General features: G+C 67.9%; 19 protein-coding genes. 13 read left to right on the forward strand and 6 right to left on the reverse strand.

What is annotated here, in order from left to right; translation table 11 throughout:
• Positions 1-18: 18 nt before the first annotated feature.
• Positions 19-2,877 (reverse strand): glycoside hydrolase family 18 protein, encoded by a 2,859-nt coding sequence (locus tag EV147_RS26190; RefSeq protein WP_130393353.1) that lies wholly within the window; start codon positions 2,875-2,877, stop codon positions 19-21.
• A 238-nt stretch (positions 2,878-3,115) separates the two neighbouring features.
• Here EV147_RS26190 and EV147_RS22055 point away from each other — a divergent pair, with 238 nt between their 5' ends.
• From EV147_RS22055 to msuE, 7 genes are all read left to right on the forward strand, one after another.
• Complete coding sequence (locus tag EV147_RS22055) at positions 3,116-3,583, forward strand: MarR family winged helix-turn-helix transcriptional regulator (RefSeq protein ID WP_130393354.1); 468 nt, start codon at positions 3,116-3,118, stop codon at positions 3,581-3,583.
• Positions 3,580-5,556, forward strand: coding sequence for an FUSC family protein (locus EV147_RS22060; protein WP_130393355.1), 1,977 nt, complete (start codon positions 3,580-3,582; stop codon positions 5,554-5,556). Before EV147_RS22055 ends, EV147_RS22060 begins: the two co-directional genes overlap by 4 nt.
• Entirely contained in the window at positions 5,556-5,765 is a 210-nt protein-coding gene (locus tag EV147_RS22065) for a DUF1656 domain-containing protein (protein WP_130393356.1), read from the forward strand. The genes EV147_RS22060 and EV147_RS22065 overlap by 1 nt, the downstream gene beginning before the upstream one ends.
• Positions 5,762-6,730, forward strand: a complete 969-nt coding sequence (locus EV147_RS22070) for an efflux RND transporter periplasmic adaptor subunit (protein ID WP_198680331.1) — start codon at positions 5,762-5,764, stop codon at positions 6,728-6,730. Before EV147_RS22065 ends, EV147_RS22070 begins: the two co-directional genes overlap by 4 nt.
• Positions 6,727-8,220 carry an efflux transporter outer membrane subunit gene (locus EV147_RS22075; protein ID WP_130393357.1) on the forward strand — a complete coding sequence of 498 codons (1,494 nt, stop codon included), beginning with the start codon at positions 6,727-6,729 and terminating at the stop codon, positions 8,218-8,220. Before EV147_RS22070 ends, EV147_RS22075 begins: the two co-directional genes overlap by 4 nt.
• 70 nt (positions 8,221-8,290) lie before the next feature.
• Positions 8,291-9,103 (forward strand): MetQ/NlpA family ABC transporter substrate-binding protein, encoded by an 813-nt coding sequence (locus EV147_RS22080; RefSeq protein WP_130393358.1) that lies wholly within the window; start codon positions 8,291-8,293, stop codon positions 9,101-9,103.
• A 160-nt stretch (positions 9,104-9,263) separates the two neighbouring features.
• The gene (gene msuE, locus EV147_RS22085; protein WP_130393359.1) at positions 9,264-9,827 is read left to right on the forward strand and encodes an FMN reductase; all 564 of its coding nucleotides are present in this window, start codon (positions 9,264-9,266) and stop codon (positions 9,825-9,827) included.
• 3 nt (positions 9,828-9,830) lie between these two features.
• Here the strand turns inward: msuE and EV147_RS22090 are convergent, their stop codons facing one another.
• Entirely contained in the window at positions 9,831-11,339 is a 1,509-nt protein-coding gene (locus EV147_RS22090) for an amidase (RefSeq protein WP_235844915.1), read from the reverse strand.
• A 105-nt stretch (positions 11,340-11,444) separates the two neighbouring features.
• On the opposite strand from EV147_RS22090, the gene EV147_RS22095 reads away from it, so the two are divergent.
• Together EV147_RS22095 and EV147_RS22100 are read left to right on the forward strand one after the other, a co-directional pair.
• Entirely contained in the window at positions 11,445-11,930 is a 486-nt protein-coding gene (locus EV147_RS22095) for a helix-turn-helix domain-containing protein (protein WP_235844917.1), read from the forward strand.
• 59 nt (positions 11,931-11,989) lie between these two features.
• Positions 11,990-12,580 carry a nucleotidyl transferase AbiEii/AbiGii toxin family protein gene (locus EV147_RS22100; protein ID WP_328591152.1) on the forward strand — a complete coding sequence of 197 codons (591 nt, stop codon included), beginning with the start codon at positions 11,990-11,992 and terminating at the stop codon, positions 12,578-12,580.
• A gap of 13 nt (positions 12,581-12,593) precedes the next feature.
• On the opposite strand, the gene fghA is transcribed toward EV147_RS22100, so the two are convergent.
• The 4 genes from fghA to EV147_RS22120 form a co-directional block, all read right to left on the reverse strand.
• Entirely contained in the window at positions 12,594-13,442 is an 849-nt protein-coding gene (gene fghA, locus EV147_RS22105; protein WP_130393360.1) for an S-formylglutathione hydrolase, read from the reverse strand.
• 10 nt (positions 13,443-13,452) lie between these two features.
• Positions 13,453-14,559, reverse strand: coding sequence for an S-(hydroxymethyl)glutathione dehydrogenase/class III alcohol dehydrogenase (locus EV147_RS22110; protein ID WP_130393361.1), 1,107 nt, complete (start codon positions 14,557-14,559; stop codon positions 13,453-13,455).
• A gap of 82 nt (positions 14,560-14,641) precedes the next feature.
• Positions 14,642-16,015 (reverse strand): NTP/NDP exchange transporter, encoded by a 1,374-nt coding sequence (locus tag EV147_RS22115; protein WP_130393362.1) that lies wholly within the window; start codon positions 16,013-16,015, stop codon positions 14,642-14,644.
• 9 nt (positions 16,016-16,024) lie between these two features.
• Positions 16,025-16,966 carry an aldo/keto reductase gene (locus tag EV147_RS22120; protein ID WP_130393363.1) on the reverse strand — a complete coding sequence of 314 codons (942 nt, stop codon included), beginning with the start codon at positions 16,964-16,966 and terminating at the stop codon, positions 16,025-16,027.
• 178 nt (positions 16,967-17,144) lie between these two features.
• Here EV147_RS22120 and EV147_RS22125 point away from each other — a divergent pair, with 178 nt between their 5' ends.
• From EV147_RS22125 to EV147_RS22140, 4 genes are read left to right on the forward strand one after another with little or no spacing between them, the layout of a single operon-like run.
• Positions 17,145-18,014, forward strand: coding sequence for a branched-chain amino acid ABC transporter permease (locus EV147_RS22125; protein ID WP_130393364.1), 870 nt, complete (start codon positions 17,145-17,147; stop codon positions 18,012-18,014).
• Positions 18,011-19,009, forward strand: a complete 999-nt coding sequence (locus tag EV147_RS22130; RefSeq protein ID WP_130393365.1) for a branched-chain amino acid ABC transporter permease — start codon at positions 18,011-18,013, stop codon at positions 19,007-19,009. Before EV147_RS22125 ends, EV147_RS22130 begins: the two co-directional genes overlap by 4 nt.
• Positions 19,006-19,758, forward strand: a complete 753-nt coding sequence (locus EV147_RS22135) for an ABC transporter ATP-binding protein (RefSeq protein WP_130393366.1) — start codon at positions 19,006-19,008, stop codon at positions 19,756-19,758. The genes EV147_RS22130 and EV147_RS22135 overlap by 4 nt, the downstream gene beginning before the upstream one ends.
• 1 nt (position 19,759) lies before the next feature.
• A complete protein-coding gene (locus tag EV147_RS22140; RefSeq protein ID WP_130393497.1) occupies positions 19,760-20,467 on the forward strand; it encodes an ABC transporter ATP-binding protein in 708 nt (235 codons plus the stop codon).
• Positions 20,468-20,478: the final 11 nt, after the last annotated feature.

Genomic DNA, 20,478 nt, shown 5'->3' on the forward strand with positions numbered 1-20,478 from the left:
GCATCGGTCATGCGTGGATCAGCGCTTGATGGTCTCCATCACGCCGATCAGCTCGCCACGGTCGTCGCCGGCAAGGTCGCTGGCGTAGACACCGGCCGCGCGTGTCTTGCGCAGCGCACTGATCTTCTCGTTCACGATGGCCTTGCTGTCGTACGACCAGAACGTCCAGCCGTTGTAGCGCCACGATGCCTTGGCGCTGGTGTCGACATAGGTGCCGTAGTTGCGCAGGGTCTTGATGGTGCGATACGGCAGCACGCTCTGGGCGAGCGAGCCTTGCACCGGACCTCCTGCCATGTACAGGCCCTTGTTGCGTCCCGGACGGACACTGGTCCAGCCTTGCCCGTGGAACGGGATGCCGAAGACCTGCTTCTCCTGCGGAATGCCGACGTCCCATGTGCCCCAGATCGAGCCCGTCAGGCTGCGGTGCTTGGCGCCCTGGATGTTCCACGGACTCGTCTTGCCGATCTGGATGCCCGACGCGTGGCCCGTGGACGGGTTCAGCGCGGTGGCGTAGTCGTACGCCTGGACATTGACCCAGTTCAGCTCGTTGGCAATGGCGCCGGCCAGCTTGGTTTCTTCCTCGGGAAGGTCCTCGGCCACATTGAGCGTGGCGGTCAGCAGGTACTTGTCACCTTCCTGGCCCAGTGCGTCGCGGAATGCCTTGACGAGCGCCAGGTAGTTCTCCCAGTTCATCGGGTCGACATTGCCGCGATTGACTTCGCTGGCCACCGGCGCGAGCCACTGGAGGTTGATGCCGTCGAAGACGCCGCGTGCCAGCCCCATGCCGCCATTGCTGGAGGTGGTGGCGTTCAGGTTGCCCTTGATGTAGACATCGACGCAGCTCTCGGCCAGTGCCTTGCGGCCGGCCTTGGTGCTGGAGGCCTCGACAAACGGCTCGAGGCGGCCCGGCGCGCCGATCGAGATCAGCGTCTTGATCGGATAGGCTTTCTTGAGCTTCAGCAACTGGTTGAAGTTGCCGCGCAGGGCATCCTTCGAGGTCGAGTCAGCCTTGCCATCGACCGATTCGGTCGCCGTGAAGCGCTTGCCGTAGTCGGCGAACGGGTTGCTGGCGTTGCGCGTGTTGCCGCTGTCGCAACGGTACAGGCCGTCATCGCCGAGGTGCAGGTTGGCATGCCCGTAGTTCAGGTACGTCAGGCGCCGGGCGGCGCCGGTCCGCGCGATGTCACGGATCAGGTAGTTCTTGCCGTAGATGCTGCCCTGCGTATAGGTGCCACCCAGTTGGCCAGCCTTCGGCGCCGGGATCACCGTGCGCGGGGCGTCGTCGGGTTCGTCCGGGTCCTCGGGGTCGGTCGGATCGACGGGATCGATGGGATCCTCAGGATCGACCGGATCGACGGGCTCTTCAGGGTCTTGCGGATCTTCCGGTTCATCCGGGTCCTTCGGGTCAACCGGGTCCTTCGGGTCAACCGGGTCCTTCGGATCGACCGGGTCCTTCGGATCGACCGGGTCCTTCGGATCGACCGGGTCCTTCGGGTCGACCGGGTCCTTCGGATCGACCGGGTCCTTCGGGTCAACCGGGTCCTTCGGGTCAACCGGGTCCTTCGGGTCAACCGGGTCCTTCGGATCGACCGGTGTCTTCGGATCCGTCGCGCCCTTGTCCAGCTTCAGGTCCAGCACGACGTCGAGCGTGCGCTGGGATTGGTCTGCCATCGGTCCCACGGCGTTGCGCACCGCAATGGTGTACGCCAGCGCGTTGCGGAACTGGCTGCCCAGGAAGTCCTTCGTCAGGATCGCGTTGTCGGCGGCCACGTATTCGATCACCAGCGTCTCGGTGGCCTGGCCGGGCTTGGCGAGGCGGCACGAGGCCGGAGTGATCTCGCCCGTACCGTCCGGGTTGGACGCCTTGTAGGCACGCAGCGAGATCGACACCGGCGTGCCGCGGTCATCGACGGCCGGCAGCCGGAAGAAATCGAAGCCGCCCGCCGGGCAGTGGCCAGTGCCGTGGTCACGGCCGCTGCGCAACAGGTTGGTGGTGGTGAGGTACCAGCCGCGCTGGCCCTTGTCGGCGGGCAGTTGCAGCACGAAGCGGTTCGCTGCCGCGTCGAGGCGGACCGGAGTGGTCTCGGGCTTGCGGTGGATGATGTCCACGCCCAGCGACAGCCTCTTGAGTACCGGACGATCCGGCAGTTCGTGGGCGATGGCCTCGATGCCGACGCGGTTGGCGTTCGCCGTGACGTAGCGGGTGCCGGGGACGAGCTGGGGGTTGTCGGCGGGTTCGTACCAGACCACGAGCGTGCCGGGGCCAGCGGGGCCGCCATTGCCGTTCATCTGTACGCGCACGCCGTCATAGCCGGTGCCCGTGGTATTGCGCTGGGCGCGCAGCCGGACCGTCCGCAGCAGGCCGGGCCGGGTGGTGTCCTCGGCCATCACGTCGAGGTAGCTGAACTGGCCTTCCACGCCGGGCGCCGCGCTCCGGCCCGTATCGAAGTTCGGCAGCTTGGTGATGAAGTGGACGCTGGTGCGTTCCTGGGTCGGCACGACATGGATGGCCGGTTGCGGCGTGCCGGTGGCCGGTACCGAGACCAGGACGTCAGGTGTGGCGCTGGGCGGCGTGTATTCGCCGATGTCGTACCACAGCGTGGCGCGGGGGCCGCGTTCGTGGCCCGGATAGAGCGGATGGTCGACCCCGGGACGCTGGCCCGGATGGGCGAAGCGTTCGGCGGTCCAGACGCGTTTGCTGAACTCGACGCACGATTCCGGCGGGTAGTGCCGGGTGGGTGTCCAGGCGTCAATGGTGGAGCAGGCGTCCGGGCTGGTAGGCCTGGCGGCATTCGCGGCTCCGGCGGCGGAGAACAGCAGAGCGGTGACGGCTGCTGAAATCGCAGCTTGCCGCAGAGTGGTTTTATGCGCGTGCATAGTCGGAAAGGATTGGTGTCGCCGAACGACTCGGCGGGGCAGACTTTCCGATGTCCGCGTCTGCCTTTAAATCGGCAAATCCTGAAAAGTCGACCCACTTTGCGCCAGATCGCGTGGCGTAAAGCGCATAAGACGTTTCCTGCACTTGATAATCCGTCGAAGTACGATGGTTGCCCACTGAACTAATTTGCAGATAAATCATTTGCATTCTAATTAATTTACATCTATTATTCGTCCCATGTCAAAGATCGATGCTCTCCGTTTCGCCTTCACCGGCCAGTTGATGCTGGCCGGCCGCCAGTGGCGCCAGATCAGCCAGGCTGCGGTGACCGCCCACGGCATCTCCGCCGCGGCGGCAGCGCCGCTACTCTTCATCCGGCGACTGGGTGGCGGCGTCCGCCAGGTGACGCTGGCCGACTACGTGGGTGTCGAAGGCGCCACATTGGTGCGGCTTGTCGATCAGTTGAGCGCCGCCGAACTGGTGCGCCGCGAGGTGGATCCGAGCGATCGGCGCGCCAACGTGCTGTCGCTGACCGAGGCCGGCGAACGGATGGCCGAACAGATCGAAGTGGAACTGAAGCAGTTGCGGGCCGAAGTCTTCGCCGACATCCCCGAGGAAGACCTGGCCGCGACGTTGCGGGTACTCGATTCGCTGTCGCGTGCTGCGGCCGCTTCGTCGGGCCGGCAGGAGCCGTCCGCAGCATGATCAACTGGCCATCCGCCCGGGACTGGGTCTTTTCCTTCAAGGCGTTCATCGCCGCGATGCTGGCCTTGTGGATTGCGATGTACCTGGGCTTGCCCCGCCCGTACTGGGCCATGGGCTCCGTCTATGTCGTGGCGCATCCGCTGACCGGCGCCACGCGCTCCAAGGCGCTCTACCGCGTGCTGGGCACGCTGATCGGCGCCGCCGCCGGCGTGGTCATGGTGCCCGCGCTGGTCAACTCGCCGCCGCTGCTGATGGCTGCCGTGGCCATCTGGGTGGCCTGCCTGCTCTACGTGGCGCTGATGCATCGCACGCCGCGCAGCTATCTCTTCATGCTGGCCGCCTACACGCTGCCGCTGGTGGCGCTGCCTTCGGTGGACAATCCGGGCGGCATCTTCGAACTGGCCGTGGCCCGCTCCGAGGAAATCTGCCTCGGCATCCTGTGCGCGGCCGTGGTTGGCGCCGTGCTGCTGCCGGCCAGCGTGGCCAATGTGCTGCGCGACAAGACCCGCCAGTGGATGGCTGACGCCACGCTGTGGGCCGGCGACATGCTCTCGGCCGCGCCCGGCGCCCGGGTGTCGCAGCACCAGAGCCGCCACCGCCTGGCGGCCGACATCCTGGCGCTCGACCAACTGATTACCCAACTGGGCTACGACGCCGAGAGCGCCGAGCGCGTGCGGGCCGCCCGCGAACTGCGGGGCCGCATGACGATGCTGCTGCCCGTGCTGTCGTCGCTGGCCACCATCGTCGAATCGATGCAGGCCGCCGGTGGCGTACCCGCGCCGCTGGCCTTGCAGATGCAGGCCGTGAAGGACTGGATCCAGGGCGGCGCGCCGGATGACGGGCGTCCCGTGCTGTCGTCCACGCCCCTGGAGCCGGGCTGGGATGCCGCGCTGGTCACCGCCGCCGAAGACCGCCTGCACCAGATGGTGGCGCTGTGGCACGACTGCACCGCGCTGTGCCGCCGCCTCGGCGAGAAGCACATCCAGGGCGACTGGGTGCCCGAATTCCTGCGCTGGGAGGTGGGCCGTGCCCGCCACTACGACCACGGCATGCTGCTGTTCTCGACGGTTACCGTGGCGCTGGCGATCTTCGCCATGGGCATGGTCTGGATCCAGACCGGCTGGGCCGATGGGGCGGGCGCCGTGGCGCTGGGCGCGATCTCCTGCTGCTTCTTCGCCGCGCTCGACGAGCCAGCGCCGATGATCCGCTCGTTCTTCAACTGGAACATCGTCTGCCTGCTGATCTCGCTGGTGATGCTGTTCGCGGTGCTGCCCGTGGCGCACGATTTCGAGATGCTGGTGCTCATGTTCGCGGTGCCGTACCTGATCATCGGCCTGCTGGTGGCGCAGCCACGGCTGGCGATGATCGGCATGCCGCTGGCCGTGGTGACGGCCAACGACATTGGCATCCAGGGCGCCTACAGCGCCAACTTCCAGTCGTTCTTCAACAGCAATATCGCCGGCATCGCGGGCATTGCCTTCGCGCTGGTCTGGACACTGGTGGTGCGGCCGTTCGGCACCCGCGCCGCCACGCGCCGCCTGGTGCGGGCCGGCTGGAACGACATCGCCGGGCATGCACTGGGCCAGCACCCCGATTCCCATACCCGGCTGCGCGCCCGCATGCTGGACCGCCTGGCGCAACTGGTGCCGCGGCTGGCCGCCAGCGACAGCGAGGTATCGGGCGATGGCTTCAGCGAGGTGCGCGTGGAGCTGACCGCACTGGCGCTGCAGCGCGAGATGCTGGCGATGCCGCCCGACGAGCAGCATGCCGTGCGCCGCGTGCTGCGCAGCATCACCACCTACTACAAGGCCCGCCTCGACGGCTCGGCCGACGTGCCGCCCCAGGCGCTGCTGACCCGCATCGCCCGCGCGCAGCAGAAGGTGCGCTCACGCGTGGCGCGGGCCGCGCTGGTCGACATGCAGGTGGCCCTGTTTCCGCCGGCCCTGCCGGCAACCGTTTCCAGGAAGGCATAATGCCCGGCGAATTCGATATCTATGGCGTGTTCATCCCGAGCCTGCTCGTGTGGATGTTCGCGGCCTTCCTCATCACGAGTGGCGCACGCGCGGTGCTGACGCGCGTGGGCTTCTACCGGCTCGTGTGGCACCGTTCACTGTTCAATCTCGCGCTGTACGCGATCATCCTCGGTGGGGTGGTGGCGCTGGCGCCATCGCTGCAATCATGAAATTCAGACTTTCTACGCTCGGGCCGGTCGTGTTGACGCTGGCCGTCACCGCCGTTGGCGCGGTCGTCGTCAAGCACCTGTGGGATTACTACACCGTGGCGCCCTGGACGCGCGACGGCCATATCCGCGCCGAGGTGGTGCAGGTCTCGCCCGATGTCTCGGGCCTGGTCACGCGCATCGCCGTGAAGGACAACCAGCACGTGAAGGCGGGCGACGTCCTGTTCGAGATCGACCGCGAGCGCTATGCGCTGGCGTTGCGGCAGGCGCAGGCCACCGCGGCCGCCGTGCGGGCCAGCCTGGCGCAGGCGCGCCGCGAGGCCAGGCGCAGCCAGTCGCTCTCCGAGGTGGTGTCGAAGGAAATCATCGAGGAAGGGTTGGCCCGTGTGCAGCAGGGCGAGGCCCAGCTGGCGCAGGCCGACGCCGCCATCGGCGTGGCGCAGCTGAACCTGGCGCGCACGCAGGTGGTGAGTCCCGTGGAAGGCTACGTCAACGACCGGCTGCCGCGCCTGGGTGACTATGTGGTGACCGGCAAGCCGGTGCTGTCGATGGTGGATTCCACCTCGTTCCACGTGGAAGGCTATTTCGAGGAAACCAAGCTGCAGGGCATCCGCATCGGCAGCCCGGTCGACATCCGCATCATGGGCGAGAAGCGCGTGCTGCACGGCCACGTGCAGAGCATCGCCGCCGGTATCGAGGACCGCGACCGCAGCAACGGCTCGAACCTGCTGCCGAACGTGAACCCGACCTTCAACTGGGTGCGGCTGGCCCAGCGGATTCCGGTGCGCATCCAGTTCGACCAGATGCCGGACGACGTGCGCCTGGTGGCGGGCCGTACCGCCACGGTATCGGTACGCGGCGATGGCGCGCCGGCCGGCAAGACGGCAGCGCCGGCTGCCGCCACGGTTACGCATGACAAGGTGGCGCTGGCCGGCAAGCGCGCACCGGCAACCGGAGCTGTGCAGTGAAACGCCTTGCCCGTCTCGCGCTGACGGCGATGCTGCCGATGGCGCTGGCCGCCTGCATGACCGTAGGCCCCGACCACAAGGTGCCCGACGACGCCGTGGTGCAGTCTACGGCCGCCAACGGCCCGTTCTCCGGCACCGACAACGGCGCCGTGTCGATCGGCGACGTGCCCAACGACTGGTGGCGCCTGTACGACGATCCGCATATCGATGCGCTGGTGCAGCAGGCGCTGGTGGCCAACACCGACCTGCGGGTGGCCGCAGCCAACCTCAAGCGGGCCATCGCCATCTACCACGAGGTGGAGGCCGAGAACCTGCCCGGGGCCAGGTTCCGCGCCAGCGCCGAGCGCGGCCAGATTGCCGGCGAGCCGCTGCTTCACGAGGAGAAGATCCCGGCGATGAACTTCGGCGACATCGGCTTCGAGGTGTCGTACCTGATCGACTTCTGGGGCAAGCTCAGGCGTGCCGACGAGGCGGCACTGGCCGCCGCGCAGGCGAGCCACGCCGCACTCGACCAGGCCCGCGTGGGCGTGGTGGCCGAGACCGTGCGCGCCTACGTGCAGGGCTGCACGGCCACGCACGAACTCCATGTGGCCCAGCATCAGCTCGACCTGCAGGAGCGTGGCGTAAAGCTGGCGCAGAAGATGGTCGATGCCGGCCGGGGACAACCGACCGACGTGCTGCGCGCCCAGGCCCAGGCCGATACGCTGCGCGCGGTGCTGCCGAAGTACCGCGCCGAACAGGAGGGCGCCGCCTATCGCCTGGCCGTGATGCTCGGCAAGCCGCCGATGGCGCTGGACCCCGGGAGCGTGGCGTGCGAGCACGTGCCCGCGCTGAGGCAGCCGCTGCCGGTGGGCGATGGCATGGCGCTGCTCAAGCGTCGTCCGGACGTGCGCCAGGCCGAGCGCGAACTGGCCTCGGCCACCGCGAAGATCGGCGTCGCCACGGCCGACCTCTTCCCGCAGATCCGCATTGGTGCCTCGGCCGGCTTCACCGGCATTCTCGATCACCTCGGCCAGGCGCCCACCGCGCACTGGGGCTGGGGACCGGCGATCTCCTGGACGATTCCCACCAGCGGCACGCGGGCGCGCATCCACAACATGGAGTACGGCGCGGAAGGCTCTCTGGCGCATTTCGATGGCGTGGTCCTGAAGGCGCTGCGCGAGACGCAGAGCGCGCTGTCGGCCTATACCCACGAACTGGAGCGCAACCAGTCGCTGCGCGCGGCGCGCGACAAGGCCAACGAAGCGGCCCGCCAGAACCGGCTGCTGTGGCAGGCAGGGCGTTCGCCTTACCTGCAGAGCCTCGACGCGGATCGTACTTTGGCCAATACCGAGGCGGCGCTCGCCACGTCGGACGCCGTGGTCGCGATGGACCAGATCAACCTGTTCCTGGCGCTCGGGGGCGGGTGGCAGGACGCGCCGGCCATTGCCAGCCGGGCCGTTGGCGATGCGCCAGCGCCCGCCGGCCACCCGCAACCGCAGACGCATTGAGGTAAGCTCTCGCCTCGGTCCTCCCCGGAGAGGGAACGGCCAGACTCCTCGATTTCCAGGAATGAAACCAATGAAAATGCTCTCGATCACGAAGACGCTGGCTGCCGCCACTGTGGCGCTTGGCGTGATGGCTGCCGGTTCCGCGGCAGCGCAGGAACAGACCGTCCGCCTTGGTACCGTTGGCGGCCCCGACGCCGAAGTCTGGCAGGTGGTGCAGAAGGTAGCCAAGAAGAACGGCCTGAACGTGAAGATCGTCGAATTCAACGACTACGTGCAGCCGAATGCCGCGCTCGACGCCGGCGACCTCGACGCCAACAGCTTCCAGCACCAGCCGTACCTCGACAGCCAGATCAAGCAGCGCGGCTACAAGATGGTCAGCGTGGGCTACACCTACATCTCGCCGCTGGGCATCTACTCGAAGAACCTGAAGTCGGCCAAGGACCTGCCGCAGGGCGCCAAGGTGGCCGTGCCGAACGATCCTTCGAACGAGAACCGCGCGCTGCTGCTGCTGGCCGCGCAGGGCGTGATCAAGCTGAAGCCGGGCGTGGGCACGAATGGCGTAAACGCCACGCCGCTCGATATCGCCGAGAACCCGAAGAAGCTCAAGATCGTGGAACTCGACGCGGCCCAGCTGGCCCGTGCCCTGCCTGACGTGGCCGCCGCCGTGATCAACACGAACTACGCGCTGGCCGCCGGCCTGCAGCCGACCAAGGACGCCATCGGCCTGGAAGACATCCACAGCCCGTACGCGAACATCATCGTCGTGCGCACGCAGGACAAGGACAAGCCGTGGGTCAGGAAGCTCGTGGCAGCCTATCAGTCCGACGAAGTGCGCCAGTTCATGAAGACGCAGTTCAAGGGCGCGATGGTCCCCTCGTTCTGAGCACGCGCCGGCATTTCGCCAGCCTGAGCCCGAACGGCAGCCCCGGTGGCTGCCGTTTTTGCGTCTATGGATAGTCGAATTGCTTCGTTCGCGCGGGCCGGGCAGGGCGCTAAGGTGGGGGTCGCCAAGTTCATTCGACCCCCAGCCGGAGATAGGAATCGTGTCCACGCCCCTGAAAGTCGTCGCCGTCAACGGCAGCGCCCATCAACCGTCGCGCACGCTGGTGCTGATCGAGGCGCTGCTGGCGGGCCTCGGGCAGCGGCTCGTGCTCGACAGCCGGATCGTCGACCTGAGCGAGATCGCGCGGCCGCTCGGGGCGGCCCTGACGCGCGCCGAGCTGCCCGCCGGGGTAGAGGCGCAGGTCGCTGCCATCGAATCGGCCGACCTGGTCATTGCCGCCGCGCCGGTCTACCGTGGCTCGTTCCCGGGCCACTTCAAGCATTTGTTCGATCTGGTCGGCATGACCGCGCTGGCCGACAAGCCCGTGCTGCTGGCCGCCACGGGCGGCAGTGACCGGCACGCGCTGGTGCTCGAACACCAACTGCGGCCGCTGTTCGGCTTCCTGCAGGCGCTGACGTTGCCGATCGGGGTGTATGCCTCCACCGCCGATTTCGATGGCTACGAGATCGGCGAAGGCGCGCTGGCCGAGCGCATCAGGCTTGCCGTGGACCGGGCGGCGCCGCTGTTTGCAGCGTCCGCGCGGCCATTGCGCCGGGCGGCATAGGCTTCAGCCCGTCAGCGCCCCCGGCAGCCTATCGCCCACCCAGTCGCGCACCTTCTCGTACGCTGCCGCCAGCCGCAGCACACTGAGGTCGTCGCGCGGACGCCCGATCAGCTGCATGCCCATCGGCAGGCCCTCGGCGCTGAAGCCCACGGGCACGCTGATGACCGGGCAGCCCGACAGCGTCCAGGCCACCACCACCTCCATCCACCGGTGGTAGGTATCCATCTGCCGGCCCGCGATCGATGTCGGCCAGTGCTCGGTCACATCGAACGGAAACACCTGAGCGGTGGGCACGGCGATGTAGTCGAACCGGGTAAAGGTGCGCTGCAGCGCCTGGTGCCATGCGCTGCGCTGCACGCTGGCCGCGTACAGGTCAGTGGCCGGCATGTCGAGCGAGCCTTCGATCTCCCAGATGGCTTCGGGCTTGAGCTGCGCCCGCGTGGCCGGGTTCGTGTACAACGCCATCCGCGCATTGCCGGTCAGGAAATGCCGATGCACGAGCCATGTCTGCCAGATTTTCTCGGGCGGGTAGGGCGGCGCAATCGATTCGACCGACACGCCGAAATCGGGAAAAAAACGCAGCGCCTGCTCGCAGAGCGGCAGGATGCCGTCTTCCATCGGCAGATAGCCATTCCAGTCGCCCAGCCACGCCACGCGCTTGCCGCTCAGGTCCACGTCGAGCACGCTGGCGACGTTCCGGGGCGTCAGCGTCGACAGCACGGGGTCCGCCGGCAGGGCCTGCGGGGTGCGGTCGTCGGGACCGGATTGCGTGGCCAGCAGCAGCGCCAGGTCCGCGACGTTGCGCGCCATCGGGCCCTCGCACCCCAGTTGCGGCAGGAACAGTTCGGGGGCCGGACCATACGGCACGCGGCCCATCGACGGGCGGAAGCCATACACGTTGCAGAAGCCGGCCGGATTGCGCAGCGAGCCGCCGAAGTCGCTGCCATCGGCCACCGGCAGCATCCGCAACGCCAGCGCCGCCGCCGCGCCGCCACTGCTGCCGCCCGCCGACCGCGTGGGATCGTAGGGATTGAGCGTGGCGCCATAGACCGGGTTGAACGTGTGCGACCCGAGGCCGAACTCCGGCGTGTTGGTCTTGCCGATCAGGATGGCACCGGCCTTGCGCACCCGCTCCACCACCACGGAGTCGGTGGCCGGCACGTTGTCCCGGAAGATCGGCGAGCCGTAGGTGGTGCGAATCCCCCGCGTCATCGCCAGGTCCTTGGGCGCCTGCGGCATCCCGTGCATCCACCCCGCCGATTCGCCGCGCGCCAGCGCCTCGTCGGCCGCCAGCGCCTCGCGCATCAGCACCGCCTCATCCTGCAAGGCCACGATGGCATTGACGCCCGGGTTCACGGCGGCGATATGCGCCAGATAGGCCGACATGACCTCGCGGCTGGAAAGCTGTTTCGCGTGGATCTGCTCGGAGAGCTGGCGGGCCGAGAGGGTGACGATTGGCGAGGGGCGGCAGGTGGTCATGGCATGACGAGGCTGGTGGGAAGCAGAAATCATACGCTCGCCTAGCCGTCAGGCAGACCCGTTTGCTCTCGAATAATTGTCAACTATACTTGACAAAAAATGATTATGCCGCCCCCTGTTATGCACATTTCATCACTTATGCTAGCAATCCAACGCAAAAGGCAGGCGCTGGGAATTTCTCAGCAGCGGCTTGCCGACATGGCCGGCTTGTCCCGGCAGTCGTTGAGCGGTATCGAGCGCGGGACGGTAAATGTCACGCTCGACAACCTTGTCCGGTTGCTTGACGTGCTGGGGCTCTCGATATCGATCGAGGACCCGGAACTGGAGCGTGCTGCGCGGGGAAAGCCTCCCAACGCTCTCCGGATGGCAGCATGGGGCGCCAACGTCAGCTATGCGGGAGACTTCACCCCCGAATTGCTGGACGCCGCGTTGGCAAGCGGAGAGGTGCCGCAGGGCTTCCGCGCGCACGTCGCGCAGGTCCTCGATGAAGCGCCGCTGCAACTGATCGTGAAGGCGGTGGCCGAAGTGGCGGCACAGCACGGCCGCAAGCCGGCAGAGATATGGCGCAACCTGCACAGGCTGGCCAAGGCCACCACGGCCACCCGGGATGGGCTATGGGAGTAAGGGTTCAGCTGTTACTTGGCGAGGCATGGGAATCGTTATTTCCGCATGCGTTCACGTTGATGGATGAAGTGCGGAAGTACGGTGGAATCGAGCCGTTCTGGACATTCGGTGGCGGAACCGTACTGATGCTGCGCTACCAGCATCGCCTGTCCTTCGACATCGACCTGTTCGTCCCCGACCCGCAATACCTGGGCTTTGTGAACCCCCGGCTCAGCGAGGCAGCCGAGCGCATCAGCGAAGACTATATCGAGCAGGCCAACTACGTGCGATTGAGGCTGCCGGAAGGCGAAATCGACATCGTGGCGGCGCCCAACCTCACGGAGCATCCCTTCGAAATCTGGGAAATCATGGGACAGCCAGTGCGTGTGGAGACCGCCGCCGAGATCGTGGCAAAAAAGCTATTCCACCGGGGATATAGCGGCACTGCCCGCGACCTATTCGATCTGGCAGTCGTCATCGAGGCCGACCCGCAGCCGTTGCGGAACGTGGCCCCTTTCCTGCTCAGGCACGCGGATGCTTTCATTGACCGCCTGAAAGCACGTCCCGCCCTGATGCGAGACCAGTTCGGAGCCATCCGGCGCCGCGAATTCTGGCGAAGTTACGAGGAGTGCCTGGATATGGCAGAAGCCTTCCTGAACAGTCTCAGGTAGGTCCTGCCATCAATCAAAGCCTCTCCGCATGATGCCGCACATGGTCGGCAACGAACGTCGAGATGAAGTAATAGCCGTGGTCGTAGCCGTCGTGGCGGCGCAGCGTCAGCGGCTGGCCTGCCTTGGCGCAGGCGGCCTCGAACGCTTCCGGGTGTAGCTGTTCGGCCAGGAATTTGTCGGCCAGGCCCTGGTCGATGAGGATGCCGGCGGGGAACGGGGCCGACGCCTGGGCGGCCATCAGGGCGGTGGCGTCGTGCTGGGCCCAGCGGGTGCGGTCGTCGCCGAGGTAGCCGGTGAACGCCTTCACGCCCCACGGGCACTGCGAGGGGGCGGCGATCGGGGCGAAGGCCGATACCGAGCGGAAACGTTGCGGATAGCGCTGGGCCAGCACCAGCGCGCCGTGGCCGCCCATCGAGTGGCCGAAGATGCCCACGCGCGCCGGGTCCGCCGGCAGTTCGGCGGTAACCAGGTGGAACAGCTCGTCGGCGACGTAGCTTTCCATGCGCCAGTGCATGCGCCACGGCGCCTCGGTGGCGTCGACGTAGAAGCCGGCGCCGACGCCGAAGTCCCAGGCATCGGCCTCGCCCGGCACCTGGGCGCCGCGTGGGCTGGTGTCGGGCGCCACCAGGATCAGGCCGTGCCTGGCCGCGTACTGCTGCGCCCCGGCCTTGATCATGAAGGTTTCCTCGGTGCAGGTCAGCCCGGCCAGGTAGAACAGCGCCGGCAGCGGCTTCGCGCCGGGCACCAGCGCCTGGGGCGGCAGGAAGACCGAGAACCGCATCGGCAGCCCGATGGCCGCCGACTGGTGCTGGTAGAAGCGCTGGACGCCGCCGTGGCAGCCGTGTTCGCTCAGCAGTTCCATCGGGCGGTCCTCAGTACAGCACCACGGAGCGGATCGACTCGCCGCGCTTCATCAGGTCGAAGCCCTCGTTGATGCGGTCCAGCGGCAGCGTGTGGGTGATCAGGTCGTCGATGTTGAGCTTGCCTTCCATGTACCAGTCGACGATCTTCGGCACGTCCGTGCGGCCGCGGGCGCCGCCGAAGGCCGAACCCTTCCATTCGCGGCCGGTGACCAGCTGGAACGGGCGGGTGGAGATTTCCGCGCCGGCTTCGGCCACGCCGATGATGATCGACTTGCCCCAGCCCTTGTGGCAGCACTCCAGCGCCTGGCGCATGACCTGCGTATTGCCGATGCACTCGAACGAATAGTCGGCGCCGCCATCGGTCAGTTGCACGATGTGGTCCACCACGTTCTCCACATCCTTCGGGTTGATGAAATGCGTCATGCCGAACTTGCGTGCCATGGCTTCGCGGCCCGGGTTCAGGTCCACGCCGATGATCTTGTCGGCGCCCACCATCCTGGCCGCCTGGATCACGTTCAGGCCGATGCCGCCCAGGCCGAACACCACTACGTTGGCGCCCGCTTCCACCTTGGCGGTGAACAGCACGGCGCCCACGCCGGTGGTCACGCCGCAGCCGATGTAGCAGACCTTGTCGAACGGGGCATCCGGGCGAATCTTGGCCAGCGCGATTTCCGGCACCACGATGTGGTTGGCGAACGTGGACGTGCCCATGTAATGGAAGATCGGCTTGCCGTCGATCGAGAAGCGCGAGGTGCCATCGGGCATCAGGCCCTTGCCCTGCGTCGAGCGGATGGCCTGGCACAGGTTGGTCTTGCGCGACAGGCAGAACTTGCACTGGCGGCATTCCGGCGTGTAGAGCGGAATCACGTGGTCGCCCGGTTTCAGCGACGTCACGCCGGGGCCCACGTCGGTCACGATGCCCGCGCCTTCGTGGCCCAGGATGGCCGGGAAGATGCCCTCGGGGTCCGCGCCGGACAGCGTGTAGTAGTCGGTGTGGCAGATGCCCGTTGCCTTGATCTCGACAAGCACCTCGCCGGCGCGCGGACCATCGAGGTCCACCTCTTCGACGGTGAGCGGGGCGCCGGCTTTCCAGGCGATGGCGGCTTTGGTCTTCATGGGGCAACTCCTGTGCGAATGAGGTGAGGCGAAGGCCAGAACTATACGGGCAACCGCGCGATGCGGCCAGACCGGTGAGCGATTATCGGCTGGCTGTCGGGCCCGGGCTGACCGCTGGCGCGGGGCTGCCGGCCGGTGGCAACTGGCCCTCGTGGCGCCGGCCGAGCCACCAGCCCAGCCAGGCCCACGCCAGCGCCAGCAGCGCGCCCGCCAGCGCCACGGTGGCGGGGTGGCCCGAGAGCGCGTCGATGGCCGTCTTGACCCAGGCGCTGACCGCATCGCCGGCGCGGTACACCGCCGTGTCGATGACGTTCTTGGCCTTGTACTTGGTCTCCGGATCGACCACGGTGAACAGCATCTCGCGGCCCGGCCGCAGCATGGCGTACTCGCCCACCCGGCGCAGGATCATCACGGCAGCCAGCACGCCGAAGGTGGGCCACATCGCCAGCAGCACGAAGCCGCCGGCCACGGCCAGCGGCACCAGGGTCAGCAGCGCGCTGACGCCGTAGCGGCGCGCCACGCGGCCCGAGAAGAACACCTGCACGAGGATGGTCAGCGCCTGCACCGTGGCGTCGAGCGCGCTGAAGACCTGGGTCTGCTGCTGGCGCGACGGAAACGCCTCGGCCACCAGCCGGGCCTGCTCGAAGTACAGGAAGGTGCTGGCGGTGGCCAGCAGGATCACGAACACGCCGATGCCGAGCAGATAGCGCGAGCGCGCCACGAGCACCAGCCCGGCCCACAGGCCGCCGCCCACGGGCTGGGCAGGGTCCGGGCCGGCGGCCGATGCCCCGGCGGCATCGGGGGCTCCGGCGCCATGCCTGCGGCGCCAGCCGAACAGGTAGCCGGCGCCCGGCAACGTGGCCGCCAGCAGCGCGGCCGACAGCAGCATCAGACCGGTCAGGCCGATCGTGCCGACCAGCCAGCCACCGAGCACCGGCCCGGCCAGGCCGCCCGCGCTGGCGCCGGCCGCGATCAGCGCGAACAGCCGGCGCGCCTGCCCGGGCCGGAACACGTCGGCCATCAGGCTCCACGCCACCGAGACCACGAACAGGTTGAATACCGACAGCCAGACATAGAACACGCGCGCCAGCCAGACGTTGTCGGGCATGGCGCGCGTGGCAAACGCGAAGCCGAGCAGGTTGGCAATGAAGAACGCGTAGACCCACGGCACGAAGCGCCGGCGCGGCAGCCATTTGCAGCAGGCGCCATAGAACGGGATCGCCAGGAGCATCACGACGAAGGTGGCCGTGAACAGCCATTGCAGGTTCTTCACGCCGCCGGCGATGCCCATGGTTTCGCGCACGGGCCGCAGCATGAAGTAGCTGGCGAACAGGCAGAAGAAGAACAGGAACGCCGCAATGACGGCGGGACGCTCGCCGGGGCGCAGCCCGAGCAGGCGGCCGGTCAGCGGCGCCCCGGCGGTGTCGGGGCTTTCGGAGGTGTCTGGCACGGGCATGCCGGCCGGTCAGGCGAGTGCCGCCGCAATCCGGGCGCGCTCGCGGGTATCGGGCATGCGTCCGAAAGCGGCGCCAAGGTTGTCGGCCATGTTCTTTGGCTTCGAGGTCGCCGGGATGGCCGATGTGACCGCCGGGTGGCTGACGATGAACTTCAGGAACAACTGGCCCCAGGTCTGGCAATCGATCTCGCCGGCCCAGTCGGGCACCGGCTTGCCCTTGACGGCCGCAAAGAGCCGGCCGTCCTGGAACGGGCGATTGACCAGCACGGCCACGCCGCGCTCCTGGCAGAGCGGCAGCAGCGTCTTCTCGGCATTGCGCTCGGCCAGCGAATAGTTGACCTGCAGGAAGTCCACCTTCTCGGCGCGCAGGATCTCGGCCAGTTGCTGGTGGGCGTCTTCGCGGTAGTGGGTAATGCCGATGTAGCGCGTCTTGCGCTGGTCCTTCCACTGGCGCAGCAGCTTCAGGTTCTCGCGCCAGTCGATCAGGTTGTGCACCTGCAGCAAGTCCACGCTGTCGGACTGCAGCGCCGCGCGCGAGCCGGTGAACTGCGACATCGTGTTCACGGCATTGGTCGAGACCTTGGTGGCCAGGAAGACCTTGCCGCGTGCCTGCACCGCCTGCAGCAGCTCCCCGGTCACGGCCTCGGCGCTGCCATAGCTCGGGGCGGTATCGACCACCGGGTTCGGAATCCGCTGCAGCAGCATGGCCAGTACCTCGGCCTGCGCGCTGCGCTCCTCGGCGCCCCGGCCCACGTTGAAGGTGTCGGCCGTGCCCATCCCGATGACCGGCAGTTGCTCGTTGGTGCCGGGAATCTTGCGGCGCAGCGGCGCCTCGACGGTGGCGGCCTGGGCCGCCTGGACGGCAGCCAGCGCCGGGCCGGCGGGCAGCGCGGCCAGCGCGGCGGTCATCCCCATGAAGGTGCGGCGGTCGATGCTGGTATGGCTTGGCATGGCAATCCCCGGCGTTTCAGGTGCGATGACCTTAGCGCGTGCGCCCGGCGAAGTAAACCGCCCCGGCACGCGGCGCGGGTCCGGCCCGATTGCAAAAAAGCGGCGCACACTGAACAATCGCCGCCATTCCCCGAGGCGCCGGAGAGGGCGCCTGCTCCCTACAGATGAGGACCGGATCGTGTTATCGAGCCTGCCCGGCGTGCTGTTCGATGGTCTGACATACGGCAGCCTGTTGTTCCTGATCAGCATCGGCCTGTCGGTGACGATGGGTCTGATGAACTTCGTCAACCTCGCGCATGGCGCTTTTGCGATGCTGGGCGGCTACGTGGCCGTGGTGGCGATGAACCGGCTCGGCGTGCCGTTTCTCGCGGCCCTGCCGGTGGCGTTCGTGGGCGCCGCGCTCGCGGGCGGGCTGCTCGAGCGCACGCTCTATCGGCGCCTGTACCGCGCCAGCCATCTGGACCAGGTGCTGTTCTCGATCGGCCTGACCTTCATGGCGATGGCGGGGGCGACGTGGTTCTTCGGGCCGTCTCAGCAGCCCGTGCAACTGCCGGATTTCCTGCTCGGGCAGGTCAGGGTGGCCGGGCTGGAACTGGGCGCCTACCGGCTGTTCCTGCTGGCCGTGGTGGTGGCCATCACGCTGGCGCTGGGCTGGCTCGTCGCCCGCACGCGTTTTGGCGCCCAGGTGCGCGCCGCCGTGGATCACCAGCAGGCGGCGCGCGGGCTCGGCATCGACGTGGACCGGGTGTTCAGCCTGACCTTCGCGCTGGGCTCGGGGCTGGCGGGGCTCGGCGGCGGGCTCGGCATCGATGTCCTCGGCCTGGACCCCACGTTCCCGCTCAAGTACATGGTCTATTTCCTGCTGGTGGTGGCGGTGGGCGGCGCGGGCAGCATCCGGGGCTCGCTGGTGGCGGCGATGGTACTGGGCGTGGCCGACGTGGCCGGCAAGTACTACGTGCCTGAAATTGGCGCTTTCGTGATCTACGCGATGATGGTGCTGCTGCTGGTGGCCTTTCCGGCCGGACTGTACGGGAGGCGCGCCGCATGACACCCCATCGCCTGCCCGATGGCCGCTGGCATCCGGCCGAATTCGTGTTCTGGCTGGTGCCGGTGGTGGCGTTCTTCGCGCTGCCGGGCTACCTGATCCTCGGCAGCCAGATCCTGATCGTCGGCCTCTTCGCGCTGTCGCTGGACCTGATCCTGGGCTACGCGGGCATCGTCTCGCTGGGCCATGCGGCGTTCTTCGGGCTCGGCGCCTACACGGCCGGACTGCTCGCCGCGCATGGCTGGGGCGAGCCGCTGAGCGGCCTGCTGGCCGCCGCCGCCGTGGCTGCATTGGGGGGATGGCTCGGCAGCTTCCTGGTGATCCGCGGCGGCGACCTGACGCGGCTGATGGTCACGCTGGGCATCGGCCTGATGCTGTTCGAGGCGGCCAACAAGGCGGCCTTCGTGACCGGTGGGGTCGATGGCCTGTCCGGCGTGACGATGGACAAGCTGCTCGGCGTGTTCGAGTTCGACCTGTTTGGCAAGACTGCCTATATATATAGTCTGCTCGTGCTGTTCGGCATGTTCCTGCTGGCACGGCGCATCGTATTTTCGCCATTCGGGCTGTCGCTGCGGGGCATACGCGAGGGCGCGCGCCGCATGCCGGCCATTGGCACCAACGTGCCGGCCCGGCTGCGCGCCGTGTTCACGCTGGCGGCGGCCATCGCGGGCGTGGCGGGCGGCCTGCTGGCGCAGACCACGCAGTTCGTCGGCATGGACGTGCTCGGTTTTCCGCGCTCGGCCGAACTGCTGGTCATGCTGGTGCTGGGTGGTACGGGCCGGCTCTATGGCGCGCTGATCGGCGCGGCGCTGTTCATGATCGCCCAGGACGTGCTGGCCGGCATCAATCCGGTCTACTGGCAGTTCTGGATCGGCCTGTTGCTGGTACTGATGGTGCTGTTCGCCAAGGGCGGCGTGATGGGCGCGGTCAGTGCCGTGCGCGCCCGCATGGCAGCGCGACGTAGTGTTTCCGCCAGAAACCGGGGAGCCGACGCATGACCGCCACATTGCGCACCGAAGGGCTCGGCAAGTCCTGGGGGGCGTTTGCCGCCAATACCGATCTCTCGCTGCGTTTCGCCCCGGGCGCGCGCCATGCGCTGATCGGGCCGAACGGGGCCGGCAAGACCACGTTCATCAACCTGCTGACCGGCGCGCTGGCGCCCACGGCGGGCCGGATCTGGCTTGGCGACCGGGACATCACGCGGCTGCCGCAGCATGCGCGCGTGAAGCTGGGCATGACGCGCACGTTCCAGATCAATACGCTGTTTCCGGGACTGACGGTGCTGGAATCGGTGGTGCTGGCCGTGGCCGAGCGCGCGGGCGCCTCGGGCGTCTGGTCGCGCACGGTGGCCTCGCAGACGGCGCTCGTGGACGAGGCCATGGCGGTGCTGGCGATGCTGCGGCTCGACCCCGATGCCGACACGCAGACCCGCGCGTTGCCCTATGGCAAGCAGCGCCTGCTGGAAATGGCGCTGGCGCTGGCCACCCGTCCGTCAATCCTGCTGCTCGACGAGCCGGCGGCCGGGATTCCAGCCGGCGAGAGCGCCGAACTGTTCGGCGTGATCGCCGGGTTGCCGCGCGACATCACGATCCTGTTCATCGAACACGACATGGACCTGGTCTTCCGCTTCGCCGAACGGATCACGGTACTCGTGGCCGGTCGCGTGCTGACCGAAGGGTCGCCGGCCGAGATCGCGGCTGATTCGCGCGTGCGCGAGGTGTACCTCGGGGAGGCCGCCCATGGCTGATCTGGCTGAATTGCTACGTCTGGAAGGCGTCAGCGCCGGCTACGGCGAGGCCGTGGTGCTCGACGGCATCGACCTGACACTGGGCGCCGGCGATAGCCTGGCGCTGCTGGGCCGCAACGGCGTGGGCAAGACCACGCTGCTGGCCACGCTGATGGGGTTCACGCGCCTGCGCGGCGGGCGGCTGCTCTGGCAGGGGCAGGATCTGGCCCGCACGCCACCGCATCGCCGGGCGCAGGGCGGCATCGGCTGGGTGCCGCAGGAGCGCTGGGTGTTTCCGTCGCTCACCGTCGAGGAACACCTGAGTGCCGTGGCGCGGCCTGGGCCGTGGGACATCACCGGTGTCTATCGTATTTTTCCGAGATTGGCGGAGCGGCGCCGCAACTTCGGCAACCAGCTGTCGGGCGGCGAGCAGCAGATGCTGGCGATTGCCCGGGCGCTGATGGTCAATCCGTCGCTGCTCCTGCTCGACGAGCCGATGGAGGGGCTGGCCCCGATCATCGTCCAGGAGTTGCAGCGCGTGATTGCCGGGCTGATCGCCGACAGCGGCATGGCGGTGATCGTGGTGGAACAGCACGCCCGGCTGGCGCTGGGCATGACGCGGCAGGCCGTGGTGCTGGACCGGGGCAGGGTGGTGCACCGCTCGGACAGCGCCACCCTGCTGGCCGATGCGGCGCGGCTCGACCAGCTCGTGACGGTGCGGCAGGGGTAGGGCGTGCGGCC

It is taken from the genome of Cupriavidus agavae (assembly GCF_004217045.1).
Lineage (GTDB): Bacteria > Pseudomonadota > Gammaproteobacteria > Burkholderiales > Burkholderiaceae > Cupriavidus > Cupriavidus agavae.